Annotated in this window: 16 protein-coding genes and 1 tRNA gene; all 17 read right to left on the reverse strand. The window is 60.4% G+C overall.

What is annotated here, in order from left to right:
* Nucleotides 1–21 precede the first annotated feature (21 nt).
* The 17 genes from J8G26_RS06385 to J8G26_RS06465 all read right to left on the reverse strand — a co-directional run bounded on the left by J8G26_RS06385 (nt 22) and on the right by J8G26_RS06465 (nt 15403).
* Nucleotides 22–1497, reverse strand: a complete 1476-nt coding sequence (locus J8G26_RS06385) for an NADH-quinone oxidoreductase subunit M (RefSeq protein ID WP_210568324.1) — start codon at nt 1495–1497, stop codon at nt 22–24.
* A gap of 13 nt (nt 1498–1510) precedes the next feature.
* Entirely contained in the window at nt 1511–3559 is a 2049-nt protein-coding gene (nuoL, locus tag J8G26_RS06390) for an NADH-quinone oxidoreductase subunit L (protein WP_210568325.1), read from the reverse strand.
* A gap of 28 nt (nt 3560–3587) precedes the next feature.
* Nucleotides 3588–3896 carry an NADH-quinone oxidoreductase subunit NuoK gene (nuoK, locus tag J8G26_RS06395; RefSeq protein WP_086912973.1) on the reverse strand — a complete coding sequence of 103 codons (309 nt, stop codon included), beginning with the start codon at nt 3894–3896 and terminating at the stop codon, nt 3588–3590.
* Complete coding sequence (locus J8G26_RS06400; RefSeq protein WP_087744488.1) at nt 3893–4561, reverse strand: NADH-quinone oxidoreductase subunit J; 669 nt, start codon at nt 4559–4561, stop codon at nt 3893–3895. The genes nuoK and J8G26_RS06400 overlap by 4 nt, the downstream gene beginning before the upstream one ends.
* 52 nt (nt 4562–4613) lie before the next feature.
* Nucleotides 4614–5126 carry an NADH-quinone oxidoreductase subunit NuoI gene (gene nuoI / locus J8G26_RS06405; protein ID WP_087744486.1) on the reverse strand — a complete coding sequence of 171 codons (513 nt, stop codon included), beginning with the start codon at nt 5124–5126 and terminating at the stop codon, nt 4614–4616.
* Nucleotides 5127–5138: 12 nt separating this feature from the next.
* Complete coding sequence (nuoH, locus tag J8G26_RS06410; RefSeq protein ID WP_087744485.1) at nt 5139–6221, reverse strand: NADH-quinone oxidoreductase subunit NuoH; 1083 nt, start codon at nt 6219–6221, stop codon at nt 5139–5141.
* Nucleotides 6218–8353, reverse strand: a complete 2136-nt coding sequence (gene nuoG, locus J8G26_RS06415; protein WP_087744482.1) for an NADH-quinone oxidoreductase subunit NuoG — start codon at nt 8351–8353, stop codon at nt 6218–6220. The genes nuoH and nuoG overlap by 4 nt, the downstream gene beginning before the upstream one ends.
* Nucleotides 8354–8368: 15 nt before the next feature.
* Nucleotides 8369–9724: an NADH-quinone oxidoreductase subunit NuoF gene (gene nuoF / locus J8G26_RS06420; protein WP_210568326.1), complete on the reverse strand. Its 1356-nt coding sequence runs from the start codon at nt 9722–9724 to the stop codon at nt 8369–8371.
* Nucleotides 9721–10212: an NADH-quinone oxidoreductase subunit NuoE gene (gene nuoE / locus J8G26_RS06425; RefSeq protein ID WP_210568327.1), complete on the reverse strand. Its 492-nt coding sequence runs from the start codon at nt 10210–10212 to the stop codon at nt 9721–9723. Before nuoE ends, nuoF begins: the two co-directional genes overlap by 4 nt.
* On the reverse strand, nt 10209–11462 hold the full coding sequence (locus tag J8G26_RS06430) for an NADH-quinone oxidoreductase subunit D (RefSeq protein WP_210568328.1): 1254 nt from the start codon (nt 11460–11462) through the stop codon (nt 10209–10211). Before J8G26_RS06430 ends, nuoE begins: the two co-directional genes overlap by 4 nt.
* A gap of 27 nt (nt 11463–11489) precedes the next feature.
* A complete protein-coding gene (locus J8G26_RS06435) occupies nt 11490–12098 on the reverse strand; it encodes an NADH-quinone oxidoreductase subunit C (protein ID WP_087748196.1) in 609 nt (202 codons plus the stop codon).
* A 10-nt stretch (nt 12099–12108) separates the two neighbouring features.
* Complete coding sequence (locus J8G26_RS06440; protein WP_005793239.1) at nt 12109–12588, reverse strand: NADH-quinone oxidoreductase subunit B; 480 nt, start codon at nt 12586–12588, stop codon at nt 12109–12111.
* Between the two features lie 25 nt (nt 12589–12613).
* Nucleotides 12614–12973, reverse strand: a complete 360-nt coding sequence (locus J8G26_RS06445; protein ID WP_087744474.1) for an NADH-quinone oxidoreductase subunit A — start codon at nt 12971–12973, stop codon at nt 12614–12616.
* 73 nt (nt 12974–13046) lie between these two features.
* Nucleotides 13047–13131 (reverse strand) — tRNA-Leu (locus J8G26_RS06450).
* Between the two features lie 114 nt (nt 13132–13245).
* A complete protein-coding gene (gene secG / locus J8G26_RS06455; protein ID WP_210568329.1) occupies nt 13246–13629 on the reverse strand; it encodes a preprotein translocase subunit SecG in 384 nt (127 codons plus the stop codon).
* A 41-nt stretch (nt 13630–13670) separates the two neighbouring features.
* Entirely contained in the window at nt 13671–14414 is a 744-nt protein-coding gene (tpiA, locus tag J8G26_RS06460; protein WP_087744471.1) for a triose-phosphate isomerase, read from the reverse strand.
* Nucleotides 14411–15403 carry an NAD(P)H-quinone oxidoreductase gene (locus tag J8G26_RS06465; RefSeq protein WP_210568330.1) on the reverse strand — a complete coding sequence of 331 codons (993 nt, stop codon included), beginning with the start codon at nt 15401–15403 and terminating at the stop codon, nt 14411–14413. Before J8G26_RS06465 ends, tpiA begins: the two co-directional genes overlap by 4 nt.
* Nucleotides 15404–15470: the final 67 nt, after the last annotated feature.

The raw sequence follows: 15470 nt of genomic DNA on the forward strand, positions 1-15470 counted from the left end.
GAATCTCTCAGTTCAGTCTGGTCAGTTCAGCTTGGACAGGGCCACATGCTTTAGTAACTCCGCCACGGAGGTGTCCATCACGTCGGTGAAGGGCCGCGGATAAAGACCCATGCCCAGCACGGCAATCGCCAGCAGCGACATCACGAGGAATTCACGGCTGTTGATGTCGGTGAGCGCCTTGACGTGGTCGTTGGCAACGGGGCCCAGATAGACGCGTTTGAACATCCACAGCGTGTAGGCGGCACCGAAGATCAAGGTCGTGGCAGTTGCGCCACCCACCCAAAAATTGGTCTTCACCGCACCCAGGATCACCATCCACTCACCGACAAATCCGGCGGTTCCCGGAAGCCCGAGGTTGGCCATGCAAAACAGCAAGGCAAATGCCGTGAAATTCGGCATGGTGTTGACCACGCCGCCATAGGCCGAAATTTCGCGCGAGTGCACCCGGTCGTACAACACACCAATGGACAGGAACATGGCACCCGAAACAAAGCCATGCGCGATCATTTGCACCAAGCCTCCCGAAACGCCCAGATCGTTGAAGATGAAGAAACCAAGCGTCACAAAACCCATGTGAGCGACGGAGGAGTAAGCCACCAGTTTTTTCATGTCCTTCTGGACGATGGCCACCAGGCCCACGTAAATCACGGCCACCAGTGACAGGGCAATCATGAGCCACGCCCACTCACGCGACGCATCCGGAGCAATCGGCAAAGAGAAACGCAGGAAACCGTAGGCCCCCAGTTTGAGCATGATGGCCGCCAGCACAGCGGAGCCACCTGTCGGGGCTTCCACGTGCACATCCGGCAACCAAGTGTGGACTGGCCACATCGGCACCTTGACGGCAAACGCCGCAAAAAAAGCAAAGAAAAGCAAGGTCTGGGCAGTGGAACTGAGCGGCAACTGGTGCCATGCCGCGATGTCGAAACTGCCGCCCGACTGGTTGTACAGGAAGATGAGCGCCACCAGCATCAGCAGGGAGCCGAGCAAGGTGTACAGGAAGAACTTGAACGCCGCATAGATCTTGTTGGGCCCACCCCAGATGCCGATGATGAGGTACATCGGAATCAGGGTGGCCTCAAAGAACACATAGAACAGCAGGCCGTCGAGGGCGCAGAACACACCGATCATCAACCCCGAAAGGATCAGAAAGGCGCCCATGTACTGGTTAACGCGCTCGGTGATCGACTCCCACGAGGCAATCACCACAATGACCGTGATGAACGCTGTCAGCGGCACAAACCAGAAAGAAATGCCGTCCACGCCCAGGTGGTAGTGCACATTGAAGCGCTCAATCCAGACGGACTTTTCAACAAACTGCATCGCCGCGGTACCCAGCTGGAAGCCATCGTACAGAGGCAGCGTTACCAACAAGCCGATGACGGCGCCAATCAGGGCGATCCAGCGGACAGCACGGGCATGCTCATCGCGCCCCACCGCCAGCAGCAAAACACCAAAGACGATCGGCGTCCAGATTGCAAGACTCAACAGACCCATTTTGTTCTTTTCCTTATTTGATGAGCTGCAGGAAATAGTCGCGCCAGACAAACCAGGTCATCAGCGCAAACACACCCAGAATCATCACCAGGGCGTAGTGGAAGACGAAACCCGTCTGCATCCAGCGCACGATGCCAGAGACCCAGCGCACCAGCTTCCATGATCCGTTGACCACTGCACCGTCAATGATGGCCTGGTCTCCCACCTTCCACAGACCGGTGCCAAGCGCCCGCGCCCCACGCGCCAGGATGTTTTCGTTGATCCAGTCGAGGTAGTACTTGTTTTCCAGCAGGGTGTAGATCGGCTGCACCCGTGCCTTGATCGCGGCAGGCAACGCAGGATTGACCATGTACATGTAATACGACACCGCAACACCCGCCAGCGCCAGCCAGAACGGTGCTGTCTGCAGCCCGTGCAGCGCCATGGCCATGGGGCCGTGGAAGATCTCGGCCAGTTGGGCCATGGCGGGATGCCGGGCTGCATCGACAAAGATCACGTCCTTGAAGAAGTCGCCAAACAGCATGGGCTGGATGAACATGAAGCCGACCACCACCGAAGGGATCGCCAGCAGCACCAGGGGCACCGTCACCACCCAGGGGGATTCGTGCGGTTTGGCAGCATGGCCATGGTGGTCATCCTGCGCGTGGTGGGGATCGCCATGGTGCGCATCCGGATTCTGGTCATAGCGTTCCTTGCCGTGGAACACCAGGAAATACATGCGGAACGAATAGAACGCCGTGACGAACACCCCTGCCAACACGGCAAAGTGGGCAAACCCTGCCGCGGGCAAATGGCTGAAGTGAACCGCCTCGATGATGCTGTCCTTGGAGTAGAAACCCGAGAACAGGGGCGTGCCGATCAGTGCCAGTGAACCGAGCAGCGAGGTGATCCAGGTAATGGGCATGTACTTGCGCACGCCACCCATCCAGCGGATGTCCTGGTTGTGGTGCATGCCCATGATGACCGAACCAGCACCGAGGAACAGCAAAGCCTTGAAGAACGCATGCGTCATCAGATGGAACACCGCCACCGAGTAGGCTGACGCACCCAGCGCCACCGTCATGTAGCCGAGCTGCGATAAGGTGGAATAGGCGACGACGCGCTTGATGTCATTCTGGATGATGCCCAGAAAGCCCATGAACAGGGCCGTGATCGCACCAATTACCAGGATGAAGTTGAGGGCGGTATCCGACAGCTCAAACAGCGGCGACATGCGAGCCACCATGAAGATGCCCGCCGTGACCATGGTTGCCGCGTGAATCAGCGCCGAGATGGGGGTGGGGCCTTCCATGGAATCGGGTAGCCACACATGCAGCGGGAACTGGGCCGACTTACCCATGGCGCCAATAAACAGGCAGATGCAGATGACCGTGATGAGCATCCAGTCGGTGCCCGGGAACGCCAGCCCGCCCAGCTCGGCCGTTTTGCCAAACACTTCGCCGTAATTGAGGGTCCCGGTGTATGCCGCAATCAGGCCGATGCCCAGAATGAAACCGAAGTCACCCACCCGGTTGACCAGGAATGCCTTCATGTTGGCGAAGATGGCCGACGGCTTGTTGAACCAGAAGCCGATCAGCAAATACGACACCAGCCCCACCGCTTCCCAGCCAAAGAAAAGCTGCAGCAGGTTGTTGCTCATGACCAGCATGAGCATGGAGAACGTGAACAGCGAAATGTAGGCAAAGAAGCGGTTGTAGCCGTCATCCTCCTCCATGTAGCCAATGGTGTAGATGTGCACCATGAGCGACACAAAGGTGACCACAACCATCATCATGGCGGTGAGACTGTCGATCAGGAAGCCCACTTCCATCTTCAGTCCACCCACCACCATCCAGGTGTAGAGCGTCTCGTTGAAGCGCGCGCCATCGAGGGCCACGCTCTTGAGCGTCATGGCCGACAGGATGAACGCGACCAGCACACCCAGGATGGTCAGCGTGTGGCTGAGGCGCCGGCCAATCCAGTTGCCGCCAAACGTGGTACCGAAGATACCGGCCAGCAAGGCGCCCGCCAGCGGCGCCAACGGAACCGCCAGAAGCGTTGAAGCAGAGAGGGTTTGACTCATTCTTGAGAACCTTGGGATGACGGGCGACTCAACCCTTGAGGGTGTTGAGTTCGTCCGCGTTGATGCTGGACTTGTTGCGGAACAACAGCACCAGAATGGCCAGACCGATGGCCGACTCGGCCGCCGCCACTGTCAGGATGAAAAACACGAACACCTGACCGTGCATGTCGCCCAGATAGTGCGAGAACGCCACGAAATTCATGTTGACCGCAAGCAGCATCAACTCGATCGCCATCAGCAGAACAATCAGATTCTTGCGATTGAGGAAAATGCCGATCACGGCGAGGGCGAACAACATCGCGCCCAGAGAAAGAAAGTGTCCCAGCGTCAATGTCATGCTTTTTTCTCCTCGCCCGCAGGCTCGCTGGCAACCTCGTGCCCAGGTTTCTGGGTTGCCGCAAGCTTCACGACCTGCAGACGATCGCGGGCCCGCACCCTGACCTGCGTCGAGGGGTCGATCGCCTTGGTGTCCTTGCGTTGTCGCAGCGTCAGTGCAATGGCGGCAATCATGGCCACGAGCAAAATGACGGCGGCAATTTCCACGGGGTACAGATATTCCGTGTAGAGCAATTTACCCAGAGCCTTGGCGTTGGAATAGGGAACCACCTGCCCCGCCGCATCCAGCACCACCGCTGCGACCTTGGGTTCATCCATGCCCCGGAATCCGCCCATGAGCACCGCCGCCATTTCCAGGGCAATCATGGCGCCCACGAAGGCGGCCAGCGGGAAATGCTTCCAGAACCCCTTGCGGATCGTGTCGATGTGGATGTCCAGCATCATCACCACGAACAGGAACAACACCATGACCGCGCCCAGATACACAAGGACCAGCACGATGGCCAGAAACTCCGCCTTGAGCAGCAACCAGATCGCAGCAGCCTGAGAAAAAGCCAGGATGAGGTGCAACACCGCATGCACGGGGTTGCGCGCGGTAATTACCCGGAAGGCTGCAAACAGCAGCACCACCGAGAAGAGATAGAAAAAACCAGTCTTGGCGTCCATGAATCGGTTCTTTGTAGAAAGTCTGGCCTAAGGAAGTCGCAGCAAGACCGCGTTAGCGGTACTTGGCGTCAGCGGCCTTGGCCGCAGCGATTTCACCTTCATAGCGGTCACCCACCGCCAGCAGCATGTCTTTGGTGAAATACAGGTCGCCCCGCTTTTCCCCGTGGTATTCGAGGATATGCGTCTCGACGATCGAGTCGACCGGGCAACTCTCTTCGCAAAAGCCGCAGAAGATGCACTTGGTCAGGTCGATGTCGTAGCGCGTGGTACGGCGAGACCCATCCTCACGCACATCCGATTCGATGGTGATGGCCATCGCAGGGCAGACAGCCTCGCACAGCTTGCAGGCAATGCAACGCTCTTCGCCGTTGTCATAGCGGCGCAATGCGTGCAACCCCCGAAAGCGAGGTGACAAGGGCGTTTTTTCCTCAGGGAACTGCACGGTCACCTTGCGGCGAAAGGCATAGCGGCCGGTCAGGGCCATGCCCTTGAGCAGCTCAACAAGCATGAAGCTCTTGAGAAAGTCTTTGAACGAAAAAGGTGCAGCAGCAGCAACAGCAGTCATTTGTGTCCCCGCTTATTTCCAGATATTCCACGGCGAGAGCAACCACCCGCCAACGATGAGCAGCCACACCAGCGTGACTGGAATAAAGATTTTCCAGCCCAGACGCATGATCTGGTCGTAACGGAAACGGGGGAAAGTCGCCCGGATCCAGATGAACATCGACACCACCACAAAGGTCTTCAGGCCCAGCCAGATCCAGCCTGGAACCCAGTTGAACAATGCGCTGTCAATTGGCGAGAGCCAGCCACCGAGAAACATCAGCGCAGCCAGGATGGACACCAACCACATGCTGGCGTATTCGGCCAGGAAGAAGATGGCGAAACCCATGCCCGAATATTCAACCATGTGACCCGCCACGATCTCGGCCTCGCCCTCGACCACGTCAAAGGGATGGCGGTTGGTTTCTGCCACGCCGGAAATCAGATAGACCAGGAAAATCGGCAGCAGCGGCAACCAGTTCCAGGACAGGAAGCCCAGGCCCATGTCGGCCGCCATGCCGCGCCCCTGCCCCATCACGATCTCGGTCAGGTTCATGCTGCCCGACACCATGATAACCACCAGGAAGCAGAACCCCATGGCGATTTCATAGCTGACCATTTGCGCAGAGGCACGCAGCGCACCCAGGAATGCATATTTGGAATTGGAAGCCCAGCCGGCGATGATCACGCCATAGACTTCGATGGACGTGATGGCCATCACCAGCAGCAAACCCGCATTCACATTGGCCAGGGCAACGTCCGGCCCGAAGGGAATCGCGACCCAGGCCGCCAGCGCAGGCATGATCGCCATGACAGGGCCCAGCACAAACAAGCCCTTGCTGGCTGCGGTCGGCTGGATGATTTCCTTGGTCAACAGTTTGAGTGCATCCGCAATGGGTTGCAGCAAACCCATCGGGCCGACACGATTGGGACCGTGGCGCACCTGCATGAAGCCAAGCAGCTTGCGCTCCCACAGCGTCAAATAGGCGACAGCCCCCATCAATGGCGCCAGGATCACCACAATCTTCAAAAGAATCCAGAGAACCGGCCAGACGATGGCAGTCCACCAGCCATAGCTCAACAGGTTCAGCCCCGCGTTGTGGATTGCATCAATCATGCCGCAGCTCCTTCCTGTGCACGACGGGCATCCGCCGTCAGTTGCAACGAAGTGGCCCGGCGCACCAGTCCATCGAGCTGGTAGATGGATGCCACGGCCGGCTCTCCCACCGCAGGCCCTTCAGCCTGGGGAAGCATGGCCTGGGCGTTACTCAACTGCGCGGACGAAACCGCTGCAACGCCGCCCGCCGGGGTGTTGGTAGCCCGTGCCAGCACGTCCTGGGAGGTCTCGAAATCAATGCCCGGCACGTTCAGCAGATTGGCCAGGACCCGCAGCACCTTCCAGGCAGGACGGGTTTCACCCAATGGCCGGACGACGGCATGGAAACTCTGCAAACGGCCTTCGGCGTTCACGAAGCTGCCCGACGTTTCGGTGAATGGCGCGATCGGCAGCAAGACATCGCTGAAAGCCATGTTAGCCTTGAACGGGCTCAGTGTGACGACCATGTCGGTGCCGGCCAGCGCCTGGCAGGCCGCCTCGCCACCGGCCGCGTCAAAGGCCGGCTCTGTGTTCAGCAAGAGGGCTGCTTTCAGACTACCACCGAGCATCTGGCCGGCATTCAGGCCGCCATTGCCGGGCATGGCACCGGCAAACTGCGCCCCCACCGTGTTGGCAGCCTCCGTGAGGTAACCCACCGTGGCCCCCGTCTGCTCTCCGATCCACTGTGCCAGCGCCAGAATGCGACTGGCATGCGCATGGTGGGCGGCAGCGTTGCCCAGCAAGATGGCCTTGCGCTCGCCTCCCAACAGGGAGCGGGCAATGGCCAGCGCGGAATCACTCACCTGAACCGAGCCATCGGGGACCTGAACGCCTTTTTCCTGGGCAATCGCGGCCGCCACGCTGGCCAAGGCTTGTTCCCAAGCGCTGGGCGGTTGCACCAGCGCCTGCACCACAGGCATGGCCCAGTCATAGACTTCTGAATTGATAGCACTCACCGCACAGCCATGGCGGGCTGCCTGGCGAATTCGCTGGGCAAACAGCGGATGGTCCTTGCGCAGGTTGGAGCCCACCACCAGAACGCGTTGCAAGGTGGACAAGGAAGCAATGGAAGTTCCCAGCCAGCGAATCCCGGATGGAGCAGCGAATTCGGCGTTGCGCAGCCGGTAGTCGATATTTTCACTGCCCAGGCCACGCACCAGCGCGCCGGCCAGATACAGCTCTTCCAGCGTGCTGTGCGGGCTGACCAAGGCACCGATGGCAGCAGCGCCATGGTCATTCTTGATGTTCTTGAGGCCGTTCGCGACGTATTCCAGCGCAGTCTGCCAGTCCACCTCTTGCCATGTTCCGCCCTGCTTGAGCATGGGCCGGGTCAGGCGCTCGTCGCTGTTGAGTGCTTCGTACGAAAAGCGGTCGCGGTCAGCGATCCAGCACTCATTGACTTCTTCGTTCTCCAAAGGCACGACACGCATGACCTTGTGATTTTTCACCTGAACGATGAGGTTGGCACCGGTGGAATCGTGCGGGCTGACCGACTTGCGGCGCGACAGCTCCCAAGTGCGGGCGCTGTAGCGGAAAGGCTTGCTCGTGAGCGCACCGACCGGACAGATGTCGATCATGTTGCCCGAGAGCTCGGAGTCGATCGTGTCGCCCGTCACGGTGGTGATCTCGGAGTGCTCGCCCCGGTGAATCATGCCCAGTTCCATCACGCCAGCCACTTCCTGGCCGAAGCGCACGCAGCGGGTGCAGTGGATGCAACGGCTCATCTCTTCCATCGAGATCAACGGGCCCACATCCTTGTGGAAGACCACGCGTTTTTCTTCTTCGTAGCGCGACGACGACGCGCCATAGCCCACGGCCAAGTCCTGCAACTGGCACTCACCGCCCTGGTCGCAAATGGGGCAATCGAGCGGATGGTTGATGAGCAGGAACTCCATCACCGACTGTTGGGCTTTGATGGCCTTGTCGGTCTTGGTGCGCACGATCATGCCCTGCGTGACCGGCGTGGCACATGCAGGCATGGGCTTGGGAGCCTTCTCGACATCGACCAGACACATGCGGCAATTGGCCGCAATCGAGAGCTTCTTGTGGTAACAGAAGTGAGGAATGTAGGTGCCGGCCTTTTCGGCAGCATGCATCACCATGGAACCCTCGGTGACTTCTACCTTCTGACCGTCCAGTTCAATTTCAACCATATGCTTTTCTCGCGATCAGGCAGAGGGCGCGGCCTGAGGGGTCTTGTTCCGGATCAACGCGTCGAACTCGGGGCGGAAGTGCTTGATCATGGCGCGCACGGGCATTGCGGCGGCGTCGCCCAGCGCGCAGATGGTGCGGCCCATGATGTTGCCGGCCACGGAGTCGAGCACCTCCATATCGGCAGGACGCCCTTCGCCGCGGTGGATGCGGTCCACCAGGCGCCAGAGCCAGCCGGTGCCTTCACGGCACGGGGTGCACTGCCCACACGATTCATGCATGTAGAAATACGACAGACGCTTGAGCGACTCGACCATACAGCGCGAATCGTCCATGACGATGACCGCACCGGAGCCCAGCATGGAGCCGGCCTTGGCAATGGAGTCGTAGTCCATGGTGCATTCCATGATGATGGATGCCGGCAACACGGGCGACGACGATCCACCCGGAATCACCGCCTTGAGCTGGCGCCCGGTGCGCACACCGCCAGCCAATTCAAGGAGCTTGGCAAACGGCGTGCCCATAGGCACTTCATAGTTTCCGGGCCGTTCCACATCGCCGCTGACCGAAAAGATCTTGGTGCCACCGTTGTTGGGCTTGCCGCAGGCCAGGTAGGCAGCGCCGCCATTGCGGATGATCCACGGCACCGCAGCGAAGGTTTCGGTGTTGTTGATGGTGGTGGGCTTGCCATAGAGGCCAAAGCTGGCCGGAAATGGCGGCTTGAAGCGGGGCTGGCCCTTCTTGCCCTCCAGCGATTCGAGCAAGGCGGTTTCCTCGCCGCAGATATAGGCACCAAAACCATGGTGCGCATGCAACTGGAAACTGAAACCGCTGCCCAGGATGCCGTCGCCCAGATAGCCCGCGGCACGCGCCTCTTCCAGCGCGGTCTCGAAGCGTTCATAGACCTGGAAGATTTCGCCGTGGATGTAGTTGTAGCCCACGCTGATGCCCATCGCGTAGGCAGCAATGATCATGCCCTCGATCACGATGTGCGGGTTGTACATCAGGATGTCGCGGTCCTTGCACGTACCTGGCTCGCCCTCGTCCGAGTTGCACACCAGGTACTTCTGCCCGGGAAACTGGCGCGGCATGAAGCTCCACTTCAGGCCCGTCGGAAAGCCCGCGCCACCACGGCCCCGAAGGCCGGATTCCTTGACGGTCGCGATCACCTGGTCCTGCGTCAGCCCCTCGCCGCCATCCTTGCCCAGGATGGTGCGCAGCGCCTGGTAGCCGCCGCGCGCTTCATATTCCTGGAGGCTCCAGTTGGAGCCATTCAGGTCGGCGTAAATCTGGGGCGTGATGTGCCGGTCGTGAAAGCAGGTTTCGACCCCTGCCGCCTGGAATTGTGCAAGCACCTGGGCTGCCGTGGTCATTGCTTGGCCTCCGCGGCACGCAGGCTGTCAACCAGTTGGTCGAGCTTGTCGTTGCCCATGAAACTGCACATGTGGCGGTCGTTCACCAGCATCACGGGCGCATCGGCGCAGGCACCGAGGCACTCGCTCTGCTGCAGGGTGAACATGCCGTCCGGCGTGGTTTCGCCCATGGCGATACCCAGCTTGTGCTCCAGATGCTCCAGCGCCTTGCCGCCATCGCGCAACAGGCATGGCAGGTTGGTGCAGACGTTGAGCTTGTATTTGCCCACCGCTTGCTGGTTGTACATGTTGTAGAAGGTGGTGACTTCGTGCACGGCGATCTGCGGCATGCCCAGGTACTCGGCAATGACCGCCTCGCTGGCTTCGCTCACAAATCCCTGCTCCTGCTGCACGATGGACAGGCAGGCCATCACGGCCGATTGCTTTTGCTCCGCCGGGTACTTGGCCACTTCACGCGCAAACCGCGCCTTGGTCGCTTCGGTAATCATCGATCAATCTCTCCGAACACGATATCCATGGTTCCAATGATGGCCACGGCATCCGCAATCATGTGGCCCCGGGCCATCTCATCCAGCGTGGCCAGATGCGCGAAACCGGGGGCGCGGATCTTCAGGCGATACGGCTTGTTGGCACCGTCGCTCACCAGGTAGATACCAAACTCTCCCTTGGGATGCTCGACCGCCGCATAGGCCTCACCCTCGGGCACATGGAAACCTTCAGTGAACAGCTTGAAATGGTGGATCAGCTCTTCCATGTTGGACTTCATGGATTCGCGATCGGGCGGGGCAATTTTGTGGTTGTCCGTGATCACCGGGCCCGGATTGGCGCGCAGCCAGTCCACACACTGCTTGATGATGCGGTTGGACTCGCGCATTTCCTGCATGCGGACCAGATAACGGTCGTAGCAGTCGCCGGTCTTGCCAACCGGCACATCGAAGTCCATGCGGTCGTACACGTCGTAGGGCTGGGTCTTGCGCAAATCCCACGCAATGCCGGAGCCGCGCAGCATGGGGCCGGTCATGCCCAGATTCAGCGCTCGCTCGGGCTGCACCACACCAATGCCCACAGTGCGCTGCTTCCAGATGCGGTTGTCGGTGAGCAGGGTTTCGTACTCATCCATGCAGCCAGGAAAGCGCTGCGTGAAGTCGTCGATGAAATCAAGCAATGAACCCTTGCGGTTCTGGTTCATGGCCTCCAGGGCCTTGGCATTCTTGATCTTGCTGACCTTGTACTGCGGCATGCTGTCCGGCAGGTCGCGGTATACACCGCCTGGACGGAAATAGGCCGCATGCATGCGCGCGCCGGAGACGGCTTCGTACATGTCGAACAGGTCTTCGCGCTCGCGGAAGGTGTAGATCAGGATGGTGGAGCTGCCGCAATCGTTGCCGTGCGAGCCGAGCCACATCAGGTGATTCAGCAAACGCGTGATTTCGGCAAACATCACGCGGATGTATTGCGCACGCAGCGGCACCTCGATGCCCAGCAGCTTTTCAATCGCCAGGCAGTAGGCGTGCTCGTTGCACATCATCGAGACGTAATCGAGCCGGTCCATGTAGGGCAGCGACTGGATGTAGGTCTTGTGCTCGGCCAGTTTTTCGGTGGCGCGGTGCAGCAGTCCGATGTGCGGGTCGGCGCGTTGCACGACTTCGCCGTCCAGCTCCAGCACCAGACGCAACACACCGTGCGCGGCCGGGTGCTGCGGACCAAAGTTCAGGGAATAGTTCTTGATTTCCGCCATGATGGATCACATGAGACGCCCAGCGGCTCAGTGCAGGCCTCCGTACTTGTCTTCGCGAATGATGCGGGGCGTGATTTCGCGCGGCTCGATGGACACGGGCTCATAGACCACGCGCCGTTGCTCGGCGTCATAGCGCATTTCCACATGCCCGGACAGCGGGAAATCCTTGCGGAAGGGGTGACCGATAAAGCCGTAGTCGGTCAGGATGCGGCGCAGGTCGTTATGGCCGTCAAACAAGATACCAAACAGATCGAACGCCTCGCGCTCGTACCAGTTGGCAGAATTCCACAGATCGGACACCGAGGCCACCACCGGGAAATCATCGTCAGGGCAGAACACCTTGACGCGCACGCGCTGGTTCAGGCTGACGGACAGCAAGTGCGACACCACGCAGTAGCGGGCGCCTTCGTTCACAGCGTCGGCATATGCGGAATAGTCGACACCGCACAGATCGATCAGCTGCTCGAAGCGGCAGCCCTCGGCATCGCGCAACACGCGCATCGCGTCCAGGTAGTCGGCAGCGGCAACCACCACCGTCACCTCGTCCAGAGCCACCGTGATCTGACGCACCTTGGCGCCCAAGGCCGCAGCAATGTTGTCTTGGAGTTTTTCAGGCCGAATGGCAACAGCAGTCATCATCAACCCTTCAGGCACGAGCAATGGTGTTGGTGCGGCGAATTTTCTGCTGCAGCTGGATGATGCCGTAGATCAGCGCTTCGGCCGTGGGCGGACAGCCCGGCACATACACATCGACCGGCACGATGCGGTCACAGCCACGCACGACGGAATAGCTGTAGTGGTAGTAACCACCACCATTGGCGCACGACCCCATCGACAGCACCCAGCGGGGTTCGGACATCTGGTCATACACCTTGCGCAAAGCGGGGGCCATCTTGTTGCACAAGGTGCCCGCCACAATCATCAGATCGGACTGGCGCGGACTGGCGCGAAACACCTCGGCACCAAAACGCCCGATGTCGTAGCGCGCAGCGGCGGCATGCATCATTTCGACCGCACAGCAAGCCAGACCAAAGGTCATGGGCCACAGGGATCCGGTCTTGGCCCAGTTCACCACAGAGTCGTAACTCGTGGTGATGAAGCCTTCCTTCATCACGCCTTCAATCATTGCTTACGTCCTTATTGAAGCCCGCTCATTCCCAGTTCAGGGCGCCTTTTTTCCATTCGTAGGCAAAGCCCACGACAAGGATGGCCAGAAAGATCACCACGGCGACAAAGCCGGTCACACCCACGTCCTGCAGCGTCACCGCCCACGGGAAGAGGAAGGCGATTTCCAGATCGAACAGGATGAAAAGAATGGCCACGAGGTAATAGCGCACATCGAACTTCATGCGCGCATCTTCGAAAGCCTCGAAGCCACATTCGTAAGGGGAGTTTTTGGCGGCGTCCGGGCGATTGGGGCCCAACACATACCCCAGAGCCAGGGGCACGACACCTACGGCGATGCCAACCAGGATAAACAAGAGGACGGGGAGGTACTGATCGAGATTCATCTGGAGGATGTGCTCACCGCTGCAGCTCTGCCCGCGACAACCCGGGGCGGGTCATGCAGGCAGGCCTATGTTTTGGTGCCGTCGGCGAGACTCGAACTCGCACAGCTTTCGCCACTACCCCCTCAAGATAGCGTGTCTACCAATTTCACCACGACGGCTGATTTTCTTATCTGGATGGCATGAGGCGCCTTGCGGCTTTTGCTTTCCAGACAGTCTTAAATTCTACTCCGGAAAAACCCTTCCCCGGAGGGAGAAGCCCAATTAAGTGCGCTTTATTTCGTCGGAATCTGCCCCGCACCCGAAGCGGCCGGCGCAGGCACCGGAACCGCCGCGCTCGAACCCGCAGGGACGGCATCCACCGGCGCTGCCGGAACCACTGCCGCCGGCGTTTCCAGCACACTGCCCGAACCGGCCGGGCGCACATTACCGAAATAAGCCAGTGCCAGCGTGGCCACAAAGAACACCGTGGCCAGCACGCCCGTGGTGCGCGAGAGGAAGTTGGCACTGCCGCTGGCGCCAAACAGGCTGCCCGAACTGCCGCCGCCAAATGCAGCACCCATGTCTGCCCCCTTGCCATGCTGGACCAGGATCAGGCCAATCATGCCCAGCGCCGTCAGCATCTGCACACCCAAAATCACATTCACAAGCACATTCATTCTCAATTTACTCCTGATTTAATAGCTTCAAGTGCAAGCCCTTATTGGGCTGCAGCAATAATTTGCAAAAAGTCCTGGGCTTTCAGCGCCGCGCCACCCACCAGGCCACCGTCGATATCGGGTTGCGCCAACAACTGGGCGGCGTTGGCAGCGTTCATGCTGCCGCCGTACAGCAGGCGAATGCGGTCTGCGTGCTCACTGGCCGCAGCCAGTTGTGCCCGCAGCACGGCGTGCACTTGCTGGGCCTGCTCGGGCGAAGCCGTGCGGCCGGTGCCAATGGCCCAGACAGGCTCATAGGCGACCACGATTTCACTGATGCAATGGCCGTTGAGATGGATCACGGCCGCCAGCTGGCGCTTCACCACCACCTCGGTTTGACCGGCTTCCCGCTCGGCCAGGGTTTCGCCCACACACACAATGGGCGTGATGCCTGCCGCCAGCGCCCGTTGCGCCTTGACGGCCACCAGGGTGTCGCTCTCGCCGTGGTACTGGCGCCGCTCCGAGTGCCCCACCAGCACATAGCGCACGCCAAACTCCTTGAGCATGGCGGCCGAGGTTTCGCCCGTGTAGGCGCCCGCTTCATGCACCGAGACATCCTGCGCGGCCAGCGCCAGCACCGATCCTGCAGCGATGCTCTGCACCTGGGCCAGATAGGGCGCCGGCACCGCCACCGCCACATCACAAGCGGGCTGACCCATGCCGCTGATCAGGGCACGCACCAGCGCTTCGTTGGCAGCCAGGCTGCCATTCATCTTCCAGTTGCCTGCGATGAGTTTCTTTTTCATGATGACCACGTCAAAACAATCTTGCCAGTGTGCTGGTTGGATTCCATCAGCGCATGGGCCTGCGCCGCATCCGCCGCCGCGAACGTGCGGTAAATGACCGGGCGCACCGTGCCCGCAGCCATCAGCGGCCAGACATGCTCGCGCAGCGCGCGCGCAATGGTGCCCTTGAACGCCACCGGGCGCGGGCGCAAGGTCGAGCCCGTGATGGTCAGCCGGCGCCGCAGCACCAGGCCCGCATTGAAGTTGCTCTTGACCCCGCCCTGCACGGCGATGATGACCAGGCGGCCATCTTCAGCCAGGCATTCCACCTCGCGCGCCACATAGTCGCCGGCGACCATGTCCAGCACCACATCCACGCCCTTGCCGGCGGTGATGCGCTTGGCTTCCTCAACAAAATCCTGTGTCTTGTAGTTGATGGCATGGTGCGCGCCCAAAGCCAGGCAGGCAGCACATTTTTCGTCACTGCCCGCAGTCACGATCACCGTGGCACCAAAGGCGCGCGCCAGCTGGATGGCCGTGACGCCAATGCCGCTGGTGCCGCCCTGCACCAGCAGGGTTTCGCCCGCCTGCAGGCGGCCCCGGTCGAACACATTGCTCCACACCGTGAAGAAGGTTTCGGGCAAGGATGCCGCCTCGATGTCACTGAGCCCCGCAGGCACTGGCAGGCACTGCTCGACCGGCGCCACGCACCACTCGGCATAACCGCCGCCAGCCACCAGCGCGCAAACGCGGTCGCCCACGCTCAGACCGGCCCGCGCCAGGGCAGCAGCATCGCCGCTTTCCACCACACCCGCCACCTCCAGCCCCGGCAGATCGGAAGTGCCCGGGGGCGGTGCGTAATGGCCCAGACGCTGCAACACGTCAGGCCGATTGATGCCACTCGCACTGACACGGATCAGCAACTCGCCCTCGCCCGCCTGGGGCATGGGGCGCTCGCCCAGGCGCAACACCTCGGGGGCGCCAAAGGCAGTGATTTCTACAGCGCGCATACAGGAACCCTTCGCTCGTCCATCCGAATGATTTTGGCCGCTAGCGCTTGATGGACAAGCGCCAGCA

It is taken from the genome of Acidovorax sp. JG5 (assembly GCF_017939685.1).
Taxonomy (GTDB): domain Bacteria; phylum Pseudomonadota; class Gammaproteobacteria; order Burkholderiales; family Burkholderiaceae_C; genus Acidovorax.